General features: G+C 75.0%; 16 protein-coding genes and 1 riboswitch. Of the genes, 3 read left to right on the top strand and 13 right to left on the bottom strand.

The annotated features are described in order from the left end of the window. Nucleotides 1–49 precede the first annotated feature (49 nt). Nucleotides 50–628: a gamma carbonic anhydrase family protein gene (locus tag N555_RS0124500; RefSeq protein ID WP_029434125.1), complete on the top strand. Its 579-nt coding sequence runs from the start codon at nt 50–52 to the stop codon at nt 626–628. Between the two features lie 26 nt (nt 629–654). Here the strand turns inward: N555_RS0124500 and N555_RS0124495 are convergent, their stop codons facing one another. The 12 genes from N555_RS0124495 to N555_RS0124440 all read right to left on the bottom strand — a co-directional run bounded on the left by N555_RS0124495 (nt 655) and on the right by N555_RS0124440 (nt 12,001). Then, complete coding sequence (locus N555_RS0124495; protein ID WP_029434124.1) at nt 655–1,728, bottom strand: threonine aldolase family protein; 1,074 nt, start codon at nt 1,726–1,728, stop codon at nt 655–657. Between the two features lie 25 nt (nt 1,729–1,753). Further along, nucleotides 1,754–2,623, bottom strand: a complete 870-nt coding sequence (locus N555_RS0124490) for an NAD-dependent epimerase/dehydratase family protein (protein WP_231503146.1) — start codon at nt 2,621–2,623, stop codon at nt 1,754–1,756. Continuing rightward, nucleotides 2,620–3,714, bottom strand: a complete 1,095-nt coding sequence (locus N555_RS0124485; protein ID WP_029434122.1) for a mandelate racemase/muconate lactonizing enzyme family protein — start codon at nt 3,712–3,714, stop codon at nt 2,620–2,622. Before N555_RS0124485 ends, N555_RS0124490 begins: the two co-directional genes overlap by 4 nt. A gap of 13 nt (nt 3,715–3,727) precedes the next feature. Then, a complete protein-coding gene (locus N555_RS0124480; protein WP_029434121.1) occupies nt 3,728–4,897 on the bottom strand; it encodes a substrate-binding domain-containing protein in 1,170 nt (389 codons plus the stop codon). 75 nt (nt 4,898–4,972) lie between these two features. Then, complete coding sequence (locus N555_RS0124475) at nt 4,973–5,572, bottom strand: helix-turn-helix domain-containing protein (protein ID WP_029434120.1); 600 nt, start codon at nt 5,570–5,572, stop codon at nt 4,973–4,975. Between the two features lie 46 nt (nt 5,573–5,618). Beyond that, complete coding sequence (locus N555_RS0124470) at nt 5,619–6,593, bottom strand: isopenicillin N synthase family dioxygenase (protein ID WP_029434119.1); 975 nt, start codon at nt 6,591–6,593, stop codon at nt 5,619–5,621. 151 nt (nt 6,594–6,744) lie between these two features. Further along, nucleotides 6,745–7,860 carry a homoserine O-acetyltransferase MetX gene (locus N555_RS0124465; protein ID WP_029434118.1) on the bottom strand — a complete coding sequence of 372 codons (1,116 nt, stop codon included), beginning with the start codon at nt 7,858–7,860 and terminating at the stop codon, nt 6,745–6,747. 1 nt (nt 7,861) lies between these two features. Next, nucleotides 7,862–9,154 (bottom strand): bifunctional o-acetylhomoserine/o-acetylserine sulfhydrylase, encoded by a 1,293-nt coding sequence (locus N555_RS0124460; protein ID WP_029434117.1) that lies wholly within the window; start codon nt 9,152–9,154, stop codon nt 7,862–7,864. Nucleotides 9,155–9,196: 42 nt separating this feature from the next. Then, nucleotides 9,197–9,312, bottom strand: a riboswitch (SAM riboswitch). A 57-nt stretch (nt 9,313–9,369) separates the two neighbouring features. Further along, complete coding sequence (locus N555_RS0124455; RefSeq protein ID WP_029434116.1) at nt 9,370–9,873, bottom strand: hypothetical protein; 504 nt, start codon at nt 9,871–9,873, stop codon at nt 9,370–9,372. Continuing rightward, complete coding sequence (locus tag N555_RS0124450) at nt 9,870–10,760, bottom strand: mechanosensitive ion channel family protein (protein WP_029434115.1); 891 nt, start codon at nt 10,758–10,760, stop codon at nt 9,870–9,872. The genes N555_RS0124455 and N555_RS0124450 overlap by 4 nt, the downstream gene beginning before the upstream one ends. 54 nt (nt 10,761–10,814) lie before the next feature. Next, the gene (locus tag N555_RS0124445; protein WP_029434114.1) at nt 10,815–11,603 is read right to left on the bottom strand and encodes a thioesterase family protein; all 789 of its coding nucleotides are present in this window, start codon (nt 11,601–11,603) and stop codon (nt 10,815–10,817) included. Between the two features lie 17 nt (nt 11,604–11,620). Then, on the bottom strand, nt 11,621–12,001 hold the full coding sequence (locus N555_RS0124440; protein WP_029434113.1) for a hypothetical protein: 381 nt from the start codon (nt 11,999–12,001) through the stop codon (nt 11,621–11,623). Nucleotides 12,002–12,130: 129 nt separating this feature from the next. Here N555_RS0124440 and N555_RS0124435 point away from each other — a divergent pair, with 129 nt between their 5' ends. Together N555_RS0124435 and N555_RS0124430 are read left to right on the top strand one after the other, a co-directional pair. After that, nucleotides 12,131–12,529, top strand: a complete 399-nt coding sequence (locus tag N555_RS0124435) for a VOC family protein (RefSeq protein WP_029434112.1) — start codon at nt 12,131–12,133, stop codon at nt 12,527–12,529. An 83-nt stretch (nt 12,530–12,612) separates the two neighbouring features. Next, nucleotides 12,613–13,560 carry a siderophore-interacting protein gene (locus tag N555_RS0124430; RefSeq protein WP_029434111.1) on the top strand — a complete coding sequence of 316 codons (948 nt, stop codon included), beginning with the start codon at nt 12,613–12,615 and terminating at the stop codon, nt 13,558–13,560. 4 nt (nt 13,561–13,564) lie between these two features. On the opposite strand, the gene N555_RS0124425 is transcribed toward N555_RS0124430, so the two are convergent. Further along, on the bottom strand, nt 13,565–14,398 hold the full coding sequence (locus N555_RS0124425; protein WP_051684443.1) for an ABC transporter ATP-binding protein: 834 nt from the start codon (nt 14,396–14,398) through the stop codon (nt 13,565–13,567). Nucleotides 14,399–14,402 lie beyond the last annotated feature (4 nt).

The following is a 14,402-nucleotide window of genomic DNA, read 5'->3' as shown; positions in this document are numbered from 1 at the left end:
AGTCTGCCCGAGGGGTGCGACAGCGGCAGCCCTGTGCTGGGGTGGGCCGATGGCGGAGAACTACATCGGGGAACTCGAGTTCGGCGCACCGCGGATCGACCCGGAGGCGTTCGTCGCGCCCACCGCGGTCGTCGTCGGGGCGGTGACGCTCGGACCACAGAGCAGCGTCTGGTACGGCGCCGTGCTGCGCGCCGACGCCGAGGTCATCGAGATCGGCGCCGGCTCCAACGTGCAGGACGGCAGCACCCTGCACAGCGACCCGGGCTTCCCCCTGGTCGTGGGCACCGGTGTGACGGTCGGGCACCGGGTGGTGCTGCACGGCGCGCGGGTCGACGACGACGTCCTGGTCGGGATGGGCAGCATCGTGATGAACGGCGCGCACATCGGCTCGGGGTCGATCGTGGCCGCCGGCGCCGTCGTCACCCAGGGCAAGCAATTCCCGCCTGGCTCCGTCATCGCCGGGGTGCCGGCGAAGGTGGTCCGCCAGGCGACCGACGACGACCTCTTGCACATCCGCGGCAACGCGCTCTCCTACAGCGAGCGGCTGCCCTCGGCCCGCCGGGTCCGCCCCGTCGTCCGCGGGAAGCTGCCGCCTGCCGGCCTCACCCCCGGCGACGCCGCCGACTGAGGGGACTTTCGCGCGCGAAAGTCCCCTCAGGGGCTGGACAGCGCGGCGAGGGCCTCCCGGATCTCGTCGAGGGACAGCGCCAGGGTGGCGTCGCCGACCGGCAGCTCCACCCGCAGCACCGCGGGGTCGGCGGTGGTCTGCGGCTGCTGCCACGTCCACAGTCCGCCACCGGCCAGCCGGACGGCCGCCGCGGTGAAGGCGTCGGGGGTCGTCTCCAGCAGCAGGTGCAGCATCGCCGACTGCGGCGGGTCGACGACGACGCGGACGCCGGGCAGGTCGCGCACCACGGCCGCGACCTCCCGCGCGCGCTCGAGGTAGGCGGGCATCAGGGGCAGCCGACGACGCAGGCAGGTCAGCGCCGACGCCGCGCCCGGCCACATCCCGAAGAGGGTGCCGCCCATCCGGCCGCGCCACTCCCGCACCTCGGCGACGACGTCCGCCGGCCCGGCCAGGCAGCAGCCGGGGAGCGCGCCGATGCCCTTGTAGAAGCTGACGTAGACGGTGTCGAACAGCCCGGCGACCTCCGCCGGGGCGCGCCCGTAGCCGGCGGACGCCTCCCACAGCCGGGCGCCGTCGAGGTGCGCGGCCGCGCCGTGTTCGCGCGCCCAGGCGACCTGCGCGGCCAGGTCGTCCCAGCCCACGAGCGGGCCGCCGATCTCCCGCTGCGGGAGCTCCACGACGAGCGCCGCCGGGACCTCGGCGACGGCGTCCAGCTCCGCCCGGGTGAGCAGTCGGTCCCGGTCGCCGACCGGCCGGCCGACGAGGCCCTGCACCCGTTCCAGCGCGCCGCCCTCGTGCAGGAACAGGTGGCACTGCGGATGGGCGACGACGGTCCGCCGCCCCCGCCGGTCGGCGTGCACCCGCAGGACGGCCTGCTGCGCCATCGTGCCGCTGGGCAGGTACACCGCCGCGGGCATCCCGAGCAGGTGGGCGACCTCGGCCTCGAGCTCGCCGACCACCCCGCCGGTGCCGTAGCGGTCGACCGCGGTGTCCGGCGGGATCGTGGCCAGCAGGTCGGCGGCGCGCACCGGGCCGTGGCCGGTCAGGGCACGGTCGCAGGCGGCCCGCAGCGCGTCCCAGTCGGGGAGGTCGTCGGTCACGCCGCCAGTCTCGGCGAGACCGGCGTCAGCCGCCCAGGACGTCGCGCCAGCTGCGCCCCGGTCGCCAGCCGAACAGGCGCTCGGCCTTCGCGCTGCTGATCGCCGAGGCGTCCGGGCGCGGCAGCGGGCGCACGTCGAGCCCCGGGTGGACGGCGAGCGCGGCCTCCCGCAGGTCCCGGCCGGCACCGTTGTCGGCGGCCGCGGCGTAGACCACCTCGTGCCCTGGGGTGTCGGCGGCGACCGCCAGCGCCACGAGGTCGGCCAGGTCGGCCACGTCGACGTAGGACCAGAACATCGGGCTGGCGAGGTCCGGGTCGCGCAGGAACGGCCCCAGGTTCCGCTCGTAGGTCTCCGGTGTCTGCACCCACGTGGGCCGCAGGGAGACGGCGGTGCAGGCGCTGCGCCGGACCAGCGCGTCGCAGAGCAGCTCGGAGACCTGCTTGGAGAGCGCGTACGGGTCCTCCGGGCGGTCGGGGGAGTCCTCGTCGATGGGCAGGTACGCCGGCGGCGCGGGCTGCCGGGCCCACGTGATCCCGCAGACGCTGTCGGAGGAGACGTTCACCAGCCGGCGGACGCCGTTGCGCGCGCAGGCGTCGACCACGTGGGCGCTCATCGCCACGTTGGTCGTGAACACGACCGGATCGGGGTCCAGGTACGGGCGCGGGATCGCCGCGGCGTGCACCACCGCGTCGACGTCCCGCACCACCGCGTACGCCTGCCCGGCGTCGGTGAGATCGGCCCGCACGTAGGGGACGGCGCCCGGCGGCGGGTCGTAGTCCGGCGGGCCCAGGTCGGTGCCCGTGACGGCGTGCCCGCGGCCGACCAGCGCGCGCACCGCCGCGGACCCGACCTTGCCCCGCGCCCCGGTGACCAGCACCCGCATCGGCGCGCTCACCGCCCCAGCCGGTGCGCGGCGAGCCACCCGGGCTCGAGCGTCACTCCCAGGCCGGGACCGGTCGGCACCGGCAGCGCCCCGTCGACCACGGCGTCGATGCCGAAGCCGGGCGCCAGCAGCGGGTCCAGGTGGAAGGGGAACTCGAAGACGTCGACCGCCGGGGACGACGCCGCCACGTGCAGGTTCGCCGCGGCCGACACCAGGCCGGCGTGGTGGTGGCAGGCGACCCGGGCACCCCGCTCGCCGGCCGTGCGGGCGATCGACCGGGCCGCCTCGATCCCCCCGGCGATCGAGGCGTCCGGCTGGACGACGGTCATCTCGCCCGCGACCAGGGCCGACAGGGCGGCGTCCGGGGAGGAGAAGTGCTCCCCGTAGGCCAGCGGCACCGCGACCCGGTCCGCCAGCCGGGCGATGGCCTCGTGCTGGTCGTGCGGCAGCGGCTCCTCGAACCAGGTGACGCCGACGTCGTGCAGCCGCTCCGCGATGGCCACGGCCTGCGGCAGCGTGAAGAACTCGCTGCCGTCGACGGCGATCTCGACGTCGTCGCCGAGCAGCCCGCGCAGGTCGGCGAGGACGTCGGTCGCGCGCCGCCAGTCGAGCCCGACGCGCATCTTCACCATGTCGATGCCCCGCTCGAGCAGCGGTGCCAGCCGGTCCAGGTGCTCCGCCGCCGGCCCCGACTCGAGGAAGGGGCTGCTGCCGACGTAGACCCGGATGCTGTCGCGCACCCGGCCGGCCAGGTCGCTCACCGACCGTCCCGCTGCCTGCGCCACCAGGTCGGTCAGGGCGATGGCCAGGGCGCTGCGGGCCTGCCCGGCGACCCCCCGGTCGCCGAGCGCCCGCCGCGTCGTCCGGTGCACCCCGTCCAGCAGCGGCTCGACCGCCGTCAGCTCCGCGCCCCGCAGCAGCGGGGCGAAGGCGTCGTCCACGATCGCCGCGAGCACGGTCGGGTGCGAGACCCCGAAGCTGTCGCACGCCTCGCCGTGGCCGACCAGCCCGTCGTCCGTCGTCACCCGGACGACGAAGAAGGTCATGGTCTGCTGCGCGGTGGTGAGCAGGAGGGGGAACGACTCGATCCGCTCGATCTTCACGCCGGCGTCCCGCTCACCCGGCGCTCGGGCTGACGAACGCCGACGGGTCGTAGCCGATGGACTCGTCGATGAACTCGTTGGTGTAGAGGTCCTCGGCCGTCAGGTCCTCGGCCAGCTCGGTGTCGAGGTCGGCGAACACCCCGGTGAGGAGCTCGGTCATCTCCTCCATCCGGTCGGGGTCGAAGGAGCCCAGGACGCCGTCGGGGCCGTTGGCGACGATGCCGTCGTCGTTCAGCGAGTCGGTGATGGCGTCGGCCCGCTCGGGCGTGATCTGGAAGAACTGGTCGATCTCGGTGAGGTAGTCCGAGATCGCGGTGTTCACCGGCTCCGGGTCGGCCATGTAGTCGACCTGCCCCTGCTGCAGCAGCGGGACCAGCTGGGCGAGGCAGTCGGAGTTCTCCTCCACCGTCTCCGGGATCCCGGCCCAGGCCGAGGGGTAGATGCGGTACCCGGCGTCGTCCAGCGACAGGTAGTCGATCTCGCGGGCGAACTCCGGGGTGTCGTTGACCAGGCGCCACGGCTCCTGGGTCACGTAGCCCTGCATGACGACGTCCTCCCCGACGACCAGCCGGGTCAGGGCGCCGTCGAAGGAGCCGTCGAGCTGGTCCTCGCGCACCCAGCCCTGCTGCACGAGGTAGTCCATGTAGGTCTGGCCCTCGAAGTACAGGACGGTCGCGTCGCTGTCGGCGATCTGCTCGAACGAGCTGAAGTCGTACTTCTCCGGGTCCCACAGCAGGATCTGCGGCGTGATCTGCAGCGGCGTGACGACGGCCTTCGTCGGCAGCTCGGCCGACAGGCGCACCGACTCGTCGGTGTCGACCATCCCGAGCATCACGTCCGGGTCCTGGTAGAGCAGCGCGCTGTTGGTCTGGAAGCCGATGAACGGCCCGCCCGCGCGGATTTCGATGGTGACGTTGTCGTCGGCCACGGCCGGCCCGGAGTAGATGCCGGAGTCGGCGTCGGGCTCGGCCCGGTCGTGGTCGATCAGCTGGTAGGCGGCCGCGTGCTCGGGCTCGGGGAACCAGTTGGTCTGGAGGACGACGGTGGCCGGGCAGTCGGAGAGGGCGCCGTCGCCGCCCACCGCCTGGTTGCCGCCGTCGTCGTCCGACCCCCCGCAGGCAGCGAGGGTGAGGACGCCGGCGAGGGCGGCCGCGCGGGCGGCGCGGGAACGGTGCGGACGCATGGGGACTCCCCGTGACGAGGCGATATTGACGAGGTCAATGTCGCGGGGCGTCGTTTCCCCGGCGTTTCCGTCGGGTCAGATCTCGGTTCCCTGCGGGCGCCCGGCCTGGACGACGAGCACCGAGGCGGGGTCCGCGCCCAGCAGCCGGAAGCGGTGCGGCACCCCGCCGCCGTAGTACAGGCAGTCCCCGACCCCCAGCTCGTGCCGGCCGTCGGCGTCCAGGTCGACCTCGATCCGGCCGCGCAGCACGTACAGGAGCTCGGCGCCCTCGTGCAGGTAGGGGTCCTCGAACTCGGGGTTGGTGACCGTGAACTCCAGCGGGAGCAGCCCGGTGCGGCCCTCCGCCAGCGACCGGGTGGACCCGCCGGCGTGGTGCACGGTGGTCCCCGACCCGGCCCGGACGAGGCTCACCCGCCTCTCGTCGGTGCCGGTGTCCGCCCCGGGAGCGGCACCCGCCTCCGCCATGAGGGCCGGCGTCGTCGTGCCGAGGGACCGGGCCAGGCGGTGCAGGGAGGCCATGCTCGGCTGGGCCAGGCCGCGCTCGAGCTGGCTGAGGAACGGCTGGGAGAGGCCCGCCCGCTCCGCCAGGGCGACCAGGGTCAGGCCCTGGTGGCGCCGCCGGTCCCGGATCCGCCGGCCGAGCCGGTCGTCGCCCGCCCCGCGCCCGTCGGCCACGGGGCCATGGTGCCGCACGCCGGCCCGTCTGCCGCCCGCCCGGCCGCTACGCGACGGTGATCGACTCGAGGCGGGAGCGCAGGAACCCGCCGGCGGTGACCGGCTCGTACGACGTCGGGCCGGCGGCCGCCGTGGGCAGCGTCTCCACGACGACGTCCGGGTCGGCCTCGTGGAAGAAGACGAGGGAGAGCAGTTCCTCGGTCGGGACGTCGGCCGGTGGCGGGAGCACCCGGTGCATCGTGGAGCGCCACCGGTCGCCGGTCCAGCGGGCCAGCAGGTCGCCGGTGTTGATCGTGAGCGCGCCCGGGACGAACGGCGCGTCCACCCAGTCGCCCTCGGCCGTGCACACCTGCAGGCCGCCGGTGCCGGGCTCCCGGTCCAGGATCGTCAGCGTGCCGAAGTCCGAGTGCGGGCCGATCCGGAACTGGTCGTCGGAGACGGTGCCGACGGCGCTGTGCGGCGGGTACCAGTTGAGGTTGACCGACCAGGGCGGGGCGGCGCAGCGGGAGGTGAAGAACTCCTCCGGCAGGCCGAGCGCCGAGGAGAAGACCTCGAGGAGGTCGTCGGCCAGGGCGCCGGCCGCCGCGCCGAACGCCTGACCGGCGGCCCGCAGGCCGGGCACCTCCGCCGGCCAGGTGTTGGCGCCGTACCAGGCCTCCTCCGCCGTCCCGACGAGCCGCCCGGGGGCGCCGTCGGGGCCGAACGTCCACGACTCCTTGAGGTCCGGCGGGGTGTCGAGCCCCTCGGAGGCGCCGTTGGACTCCGCGCCCGGCGGGATCCAGCCGCGGCCGCCGACCCGGCAGGCGTAGGGCGCCTTCGCCGCCGGCTGCAGGGCGAAGAACCGGCGGGCCTGCTCGCGGACGCCGTCCAGCAGCGGCGGCCGCAGCCGGTGGCCGGTGACGAGGAGGAAACCGATGCCGGACAGCGCCCGGTCGACCTGCTCGGCGACGTCGCGCCGGGCCGCGGGGTCCCCGCCGTACCAGTCGGTCAGGTCGATCAGCGGGACGGTCGGCTCGGGCACGGGACGCTCTCCTCGGGGACGGCGGGATCGGGCCCCGACTCTCCGCCCGCCGTGTTGCGCCCCCGTTTCCTCCGCGAGATCTGCACGGTCGTCGCCATCGGGCGCTGATGGCGACGAGGTTGCAGATCTCGTCGAGGGGGCGACCGGGGGGTCAGGTGCCCAGCAGCTCGCGGACCAGGGCGCCGACCGCGTCGATCTCGATGAGGAAACCGTCGTGGCCGTACGGGGAGGCGATCACCCGGAGCGGGACGCCGAGGGCGTCGGCCACCTGCTGCTGCAGCGCCAGGGGGTACAGCCGGTCGCTGTCGACCCCGGCGACGACGGCCCGGGCGGTCACGCGGGCCAGCGCCGCCTCGACGCCGCCGCGGCCACGGCCGACGTCCCAGGTGTTCATCGACTCGGTGAGCACCACGTAGCTGCCCGGGTCGAACCGCCCGGCCAGCTTGTCGGCGTGGTGGTCGAGGTAGGAGGCGACGGCGAACCGGCCGTCGTCCTGCACGGCCGCGCCGAACCGCTCCTCGAGCTCCAGCGCGCTGCGGTAGGTCAGGTGCGCGATCCGCCGGGCGACGCCGAGCCCGGCGACCGGCCCGGGACCCGGGAGGTGGTCCCCGCCGGCCCAGGCCGGGTCCGCGCGGATCGCGGTCTGCTGGGTGGTCTGGGTGCCGAGCTGGTCGGCGGTGACCGCGGCGCCGGAGGCCAGGAAGAACAGCGCGCCGACCCGCTCGGGGTGCGCCACCGCCCACTCCAGGGCCCGCATCCCGCCCATGGAGCCGCCGAGCACCGCGGCCCACCGGTGGACGCCGAGCGCGTCGGCCACCGCCGCCTCCACCGCCACCTGGTCGGCGACCGTGACAGCGGGGAAGCGGGACCCCCACGGGGCGCCGTCCGGTGCGGTCGACGACGGGCCCGTGCTGCCCTGGCAGCCGCCGAGCACGTTGGCGCAGACGACGAACAGCCGGTCGGTGTCCAGCGGGGCGCCGGGACCGACGAGCCCCTCCCACCAGCCGGCCGTGGGGTGCCCGGGCCCGGCCGGCCCGGCCAGGTGGCTGTCGCCGGTCAGGGCGTGCTCGACGAGGACCGCGTTGCCGCCGTCCGAGGCGAGCGTCCCCCAGGTCTCGTAGGCGACGCGGACGCCGGGCAGCACCCCGCCGCGCTCCAGCGCGACCGGCCCCTCGAGGTCGAGGAACAGGCGGTTGCCGACCGGGTCGCCGTCCCGCCAGCCGCCGGGGGCCCGGGACGCCGGTCCGGCGTCCCGGACCCCGGACACCTCAGGCGTCCTTGGCGGCGCGGAAGCCGGCCTCCAGGTCGGCGAGGATGTCCTCGATGCCCTCCAGGCCGACCGCGAGGCGGACCAGGCCCGGGGTGACGCCGGTGGTGAGCTGCTCCTCCGGCGTGAGCTGGGAGTGCGTCGTCGACGCGGGGTGGATGACCAGGCTGCGCACGTCGCCGATGTTGGCCACGTGGCTGTGCAGCTCCAGCGCGTCGACGAAGCGCTTGCCGGCCTCGACGCCGCCGTGCAGCTCGAAGGTCAGCACCGCGCCGGCGCCCTTGGGTGCGTACTTCTGCTGGGCCGTGTGCCACGGCGACGACGCCAGGCCGGGGTAGTTGACCCGGTCGACGGCGTCGTGGCCCTCGAGGAACTGCGCCACCTTGAGCGCGTTCTCCACGTGCCGCTCCATGCGCAGCGACAGCGTCTCGATGCCCTGCACCACGAGGAACGCGTTGAACGGGCTGATCGCCGGGCCGAGGTCGCGGAGCAGCTGCACCCGGGCCTTGAGCGCGAACGCCGGCGCACCGAGGGAGGCGTAGACCACGCCGTGGTACGTCGGGTCGGGCGTGGTGAAGCCGGGGAACTTGCCGCCGGTCCAGTCGAAGTTGCCCGAGTCGACGATCAGGCCGGCGATGGCGGTGCCGTGCCCGCCCAGGTACTTGGTCGCCGAGTGGACGACGATGTCGGCGCCGAACTCGATCGGCCGGATCAGGTACGGCGTGGCGATGGTGTTGTCCACGATCAGTGGGACGCCGTTGCGGTGCGCGACCTCCGACACCGCGCTGATGTCGAGGATGTCGCCCTTCGGGTTGCCGATCGTCTCGGCGTAGAAGGCCTTGGTGTTCTCCTGGACCAGCGACTGCCAGTTCTCCGGGTCGTCCGGGTCCTCGACGAAGGACACCGTGACGCCGAGCTTGGGCAGCGAGTGGTGCAGCAGGTTGTACGTGCCGCCGTACAGCGAGGCGGACGCGACGACGTGGCTGCCGGCCTCGGCGATGTTGAGGATCGCGAGGGTCTCCGCGGCCTGGCCGCTGGCCACCGCGAGCGCGGCGACGCCGCCCTCCAGCGACGCGACGCGCTGCTCCAGCGCGTCCTGCGTCGGGTTCATGATCCGGGTGTAGATGTTGCCCATCTCGGCCAGCGCGAACAGGTCGGCGGCGTGCTGGGCGTCGCGGAACTGGTAGCTGGTCGTGGCGTAGATGGGCAGCGCGCGGGCGCCGGTGGTCGGGTCGGGGCTCGTGCCGGCGTGGATCTGCCGGGTCTCGAAGCTCCAGCTCTGCGGATCGGTCATGCGCCGGTCTCCTCTCGCTCGGGAGACCCGGCGGCGCACCGGAACCCCGTCTTGCCGGGCGGCGGGCGCCGTCCGACCGGCTCTTCCCCTGGAGCACCTCGGACGGAGTGGAGGTTGCCGGGCAGCCAGCCAGGTGCTTGTCGCTGCCTCTCGTGAGCCACCGCAGAAGATAGTCCGCCCGTCGCCCCACCCGTCACAGGGGTCGCGGCGGTCGGTCAGGTCTCCGGCGCGGAACTGCTGGTGGAGGCGCGGCTGGTCGTCGCCGTCCGGCTGGGGGAGGACGAGGACTCCGGCGCCGAGGACTCCGGCGCCGAGGTCTCCGTGTCGTCCGTCGGCTCCGGCTCGCCGCTCTCCTCGGGAGCCTCGCTGGTGGCCGGCGCCGACGTCGTCGGCCGGGCCGAGGTGCTGGGCGCCGTCGTCGTCGGCGCCGGCTCGGCGGGCGGCGTGCTGTCCGGGGCCGGCACCACCGCCACGTCGACAGGATCGCCGGCCGGTGCCGGATCGGCGGTCTCCGGGCGGACGTACAGGTAGAGGATCCCGATCGCGACGAAGAGGACGGCGAGGACGACGGTCGACGTGCGGGCCCGGCCGAGCTTCCGGGGGATCGCCGCCCACCAGCGACGGGGGCCCTCCGCGGGCGCCGTGGACACCGTCGGCGCCGGAGCGGTCGGCATCGTGCGGGCCGGCTCGTCGCGGCGCTGGTCGCCGGGGCCGGTCACTCGTCGCCGCCGGGGGCGGGCGCGGCGGCGACGGCGGCGTCCCCGGTGGTGACGGGCACCGTGACGCCCTGGCGGCGGAAGGCGAGCACCACGCGCGCCCGCAGGTCGCGGCCGACCTCGAACTGCTTGCCGGGCAGCGTGCGGGCCACCATCCGGACGTTGACCTCCTCCAGGCCGAGGCTCTCCACGCCCATCACCGAGGGCTCGTCCAGCAGCAGCGGCCGCAGCGCCGGGTCGGCGAACGCCTCGCGCCCGACGCCGCGCAGCAGGTCGTTGACCTTGCCGACGTCGACGGTCGACGGCACGGGGACGTCGACCACCGCGCGGGCCCAGTCCCGGGAGAGGTTGACGACCTTCACGATCTGCCCGTTCGGCAGGGTGATGACCTCGCCGTCGGCCGACCGCAGGCGGGTGACCCGCAGCGTCACGTCCTCGACGGTCCCGCGGGCCGGGTCGCCGCCGCCCACGACCTGGATGGAGACGACGTCCCCGAAGCCGTACTGCCGCTCGGTGATGATGAAGAACCCGGCCAGGACGTCGCCGACGATCCGCTGGGCGCCGAAGCCCAGGCCCACGCCGAGCACGGTGGCCGGGGCGACCAGGCCGGTCACCGGGACGCCGAGCCGGTCCAGCACGAAGAACGCCGCCACGGTGTAGATCAGGACGATCAGCGTCCAGGTGATGACCTGGGTCAGCGAGTGGCGGTGCTTGGCGGCCTCGGAGCGGACGAGCGCGTCCCCGCCGGTGGAGCGGCGGTCGATGTCGTCGGTGATCTTCCTGCCGGTCCAGGCCACGAAGCGAGCGAGCAGCACCGAGGCCAGGATGATCAGCACGATCTCCAGGCCGCGGCCCGAGAGCCATTCCAGCAGGTCGTCCAGCGGTTGCACGGGGTCCAGCCTCGCACCTCCCGCCGAAGTGGCCACTCCGGCGGGGAGGGCTGCTCAGCGGGGTTCGACGAACAGCGACGCCGCGGAGCGGCCGATCCGGCCGGTGCCGTCGTAGAGGTCGGCGAAGCACTGCGCCGCGCCGGCCGGGCCGAGCGAGGTGACGGCGTCCATGGCCAGCCACTCCCCGGCGGGCTGCCGGTACAGCGACACGGTGAGGTCGACGTTGGCGAAGGTGGCCCGCGTCCAGTCCAGCTCGGCGGAGATGCCGCTGGCCGCGTCGGTCATCACCAGCAGGTGCTGCAGCGGCGTGATCGCCTCGCCCTCGACCAGCGGCACCAGCGGCCGGGTCCAGGCCGCCGCGGGGCCGGGGGAGTTGAACGAGCCGGCCGTGAAGCGCCACTCCAGCGCGCGGTGGTAGGCGACGTCGGTGGAGAAGAAGCCCGCCGTCTCCGCCTGGCCGGCGTCGGGGCCGGCCGGGTGGGGCGCGTCCGGTGCGAGGACGTCGACCGGGGACGTCTCCCGCGTGCGCAGCCGCCAGGCCGTGACCCGCATGCGGGGTGCACCGTCGGCCTCGAGGGTCGCCTCCACCAGCTCCACCCGGCGGCCGGGGCGCAGGACGCGGCCGGTCACGCGGACGGGTCCGACGGGGACCGGCCCGAGGATGTCGTAGGCCAGCCGGACGGTCTGGCCGCCGGGTACCTGGCTGGTCCGCTCGACCTCGCGGGCGAGCAGTGCGGCCGGCGGGCCGGCGTGCTGCAGGCCGGGGTCCCACGGCCCGATCGTGAGGGCGGTGGCGAGGAAGCCGGCGCCGTCGGGCAGGTAGAGGGCGGGGGGCAGCTCCACCCCGGCAGTGTCGCCGGTCAGCCGGCCGGGCCGTCGCGACGGGTCAGCCAGAAGGCCGTCGCCACCCAGGCCACCGCGGCGACCGCGGCGAGCACCCAGACCCAGCGCAGCGGCTCCCCGGCGGTGGACAGCACGAGGAGGACGGCGACCACCAGGACGGCGCTGGAGAGCGTGAGCGAGCGGAGCAGGACGTCGACCGTGCCGGGCCCGGGGACGGCGACGAACACGATCGTGGCGACGACGAGCAGGAACGCGGCCAGGGCGGCGAGGAACAGCGAGGTGACGCCGTACTGGTCGGGCAGGCCGAACCCGGCGAGCCCGAAGAGGACCGCGGCCAGCCCGAGGCCGATCAGCGTCCGCCGCCGGCGCGGAGACCACGGCGGGCGCGGTTCGGTCACGCGTCGAGGGTCCCCGCTGCCCCGGCCGGCCGCATCCGACCGGGGGTGGATGCGCCGATCAGTTCCGGCCGCACCGTGCGTCTGTAACGCTGACGGGCCACCCGGGCCCCCCACGACAAGGAGCACGTCATGCGCATGGTCTTCCTCAACCTGCCGGTCGCCGACCTCGCCGCCTCGCGGGCCTTCTACGCGGGCCTCGGCTTCGCGTTCAACGACCAGTTCTCCGACGAGCGGACCACCTCGGTCGTCGTCGACGAGAACATCGTGGTGATGCTCCTGACCCATGACCGGTTCGCCGACTTCGTGACCGGCCCGATCGGCGACCCGGCCGCGGCGACCACGCAGCTCACCTGCATCTCGGCGGGCAGCCGCGAGGAGGCCGACGAGCTCCTCACCCGGGCGCTGGCCTCGGGCGGCAAGCCGTGGAAGCCCGCCCAGGACCACGGCTTCATGTACGGCGTCAGCTTCGCCGACCCGGACGGGCACGTCTGGGAGGTCATGTGGATGGACCCCGCCGCCGTCCAGTGACGGGGTTCCGCGGACGGCGGAGGAAGGTTAGCCTCACCTGATCCGCCGTCCGCCCGGGTCGGCGCCGAGGGAGAGGGCCGCCCGTGACGACCACCGAGGCAGCGACCGAGGTCGCCCAGGCCGAGGCGCCGGGCTGGCGCTTCTTCGACACGGTCGTCACCGGGAGCCGGCGCCTGGGCCCGAGCACGGTGCGCCTGACGCTGGGCGCCCCGGAGCTGGCCGGATTCGGCGTGGCCGGCGACGACCAGCGGATCAAGTTCGTCCTGCCGCGGCAGCCGGGGTCCGACGTCATGGAGCTCCTGGTCCCGGGCGACGAGTGGTACGCCGCCTACTGCGCCCTGCCCGACGAGGTCCGGCCCTTCCTGCGCACCTACACCGTCCGGGCGGCCCGTCCGGACCGCGCCGAGATCGACGTCGACGTCGTCCTGCACGGGGTGGACGGCGGGCACGCCGGCCCGGCGGCCACGTGGGCCGCGGCGGCCGTCCCCGGCGACCGGCTGGTCGTCCTCGGCCCCGACCGGCCCGGGTCCGGGCGGATGTGGGGCGTCGAGTGGGCGCCCCCGGCGACCGCGCACACGCTGCTGCTGGCCGCCGACGAGACCGCGGTGCCCGCGGTCGGCGCGATCCTCGAGGGGCTGGCGCCGGGCCGCCGCGTCGTCGCGCTGCTGGAGGTGCCCGAGACCGGTGACGAGCAGGCCCTCGACGTCCCGGCCGGGGTGACCGTCCACTGGCTGCCGCGCAGCGGTCGCGCGCGCGGCGAGCTGCTGGTCCCCGCGGTGCACGCGGCGCTGTGCGAGCTGGGCATCGCCTCGCCGGGGCGGACGGGCGAGGTCGTGGAGGACGCCGGCCCGGACGACATCGACCTGCTCTGGGAGGTGCCGGACGTCGACGCGACCGCCGGGTGCTACGCCTGGCTCGCCGGTGAGGCCGGCGTGGTCAAGCAGCTCCGTCGGCACCTGGTCACCGACCTCGGCGTCCCGCGCAACGAGGTGGCGTTCATGGGCTACTGGCGGGTCGGCGTCGCCGCCTGACCGCTCACCGCAGGCGGCGTACCGGGACGACCATCGGGGTGCCGGCGACCGGATCGGGCACGACCCGCGCCTCGAGCTCGAACACGTCGGCCATGAGCTCCTCGGTGAGCACCTCGGCCGGCGTCCCCGAGGCGACGAGGACGCCGTCGCGCATCGCGACCAGCCGCTGCGCGTAGCGGGCGGCCAGGTTGAGGTCGTGCAGGACGACGACGATCGTCCGGCCGCGCTCGGCGTGCAGGCGGGCGACCAGCTCCAGGACGTCGATCTGGTGGGCCAGGTCCAGGTAGGTCGTCGGCTCGTCCAGCAGCAGCAGGTCGGTGCCCTGGGCCAGGGCCATGGAGATCCACGCGCGCTGCCGCTGCCCGCCCGACAGATCCTCCACCGGCCGGTCGGCGAGCTCGGTCATGTCGGTCCAGGTCAGCGCCGCGGCCACGGCCTGCTCGTCGTCCCGGGACCACTGCCGCAGCCAGCTCTGGTGCGGGTGCCGGCCGCGCGCGACGAGATCGGCCACGGTGAGCCCGTCGGGGGCGATCGGCGTCTGCGGCAGGAGCCCCAGCACCCGGGCGACGTCGCGGGTGGAGGTCTTCGCGATCGCCCGGCCGTCGAGCAGCACCTGGCCCGACGTCGGCCGCAGCAGCCGGCCCAGCGCCTTGAGCAGGGTGGACTTGCCGCAGCCGTTGGGGCCGACGATCGCGGTGAACGAGCCCTCGGTGAGGGCGAGGTCGACGTCGTGGACGACCACCCGCTCGTCGTAGGCCAGCCGTACGGCCTCCGCGGCGAGGCGGACCGGTCCGTCCGGGTGGAGGGTGTCGACCAGCGGGGCGAGCGGGGCGGTCACAGCT

The sequence above is a fragment of the Blastococcus sp. URHD0036 genome (assembly GCF_000701365.1).
In the GTDB taxonomy this organism is placed as follows: Bacteria; Actinomycetota; Actinomycetes; order Mycobacteriales; family Geodermatophilaceae; genus Trujillonella.
Note: the sequence above shows the minus strand (reverse complement) of the source record. Positions and strands in the feature narration are given on the sequence as shown.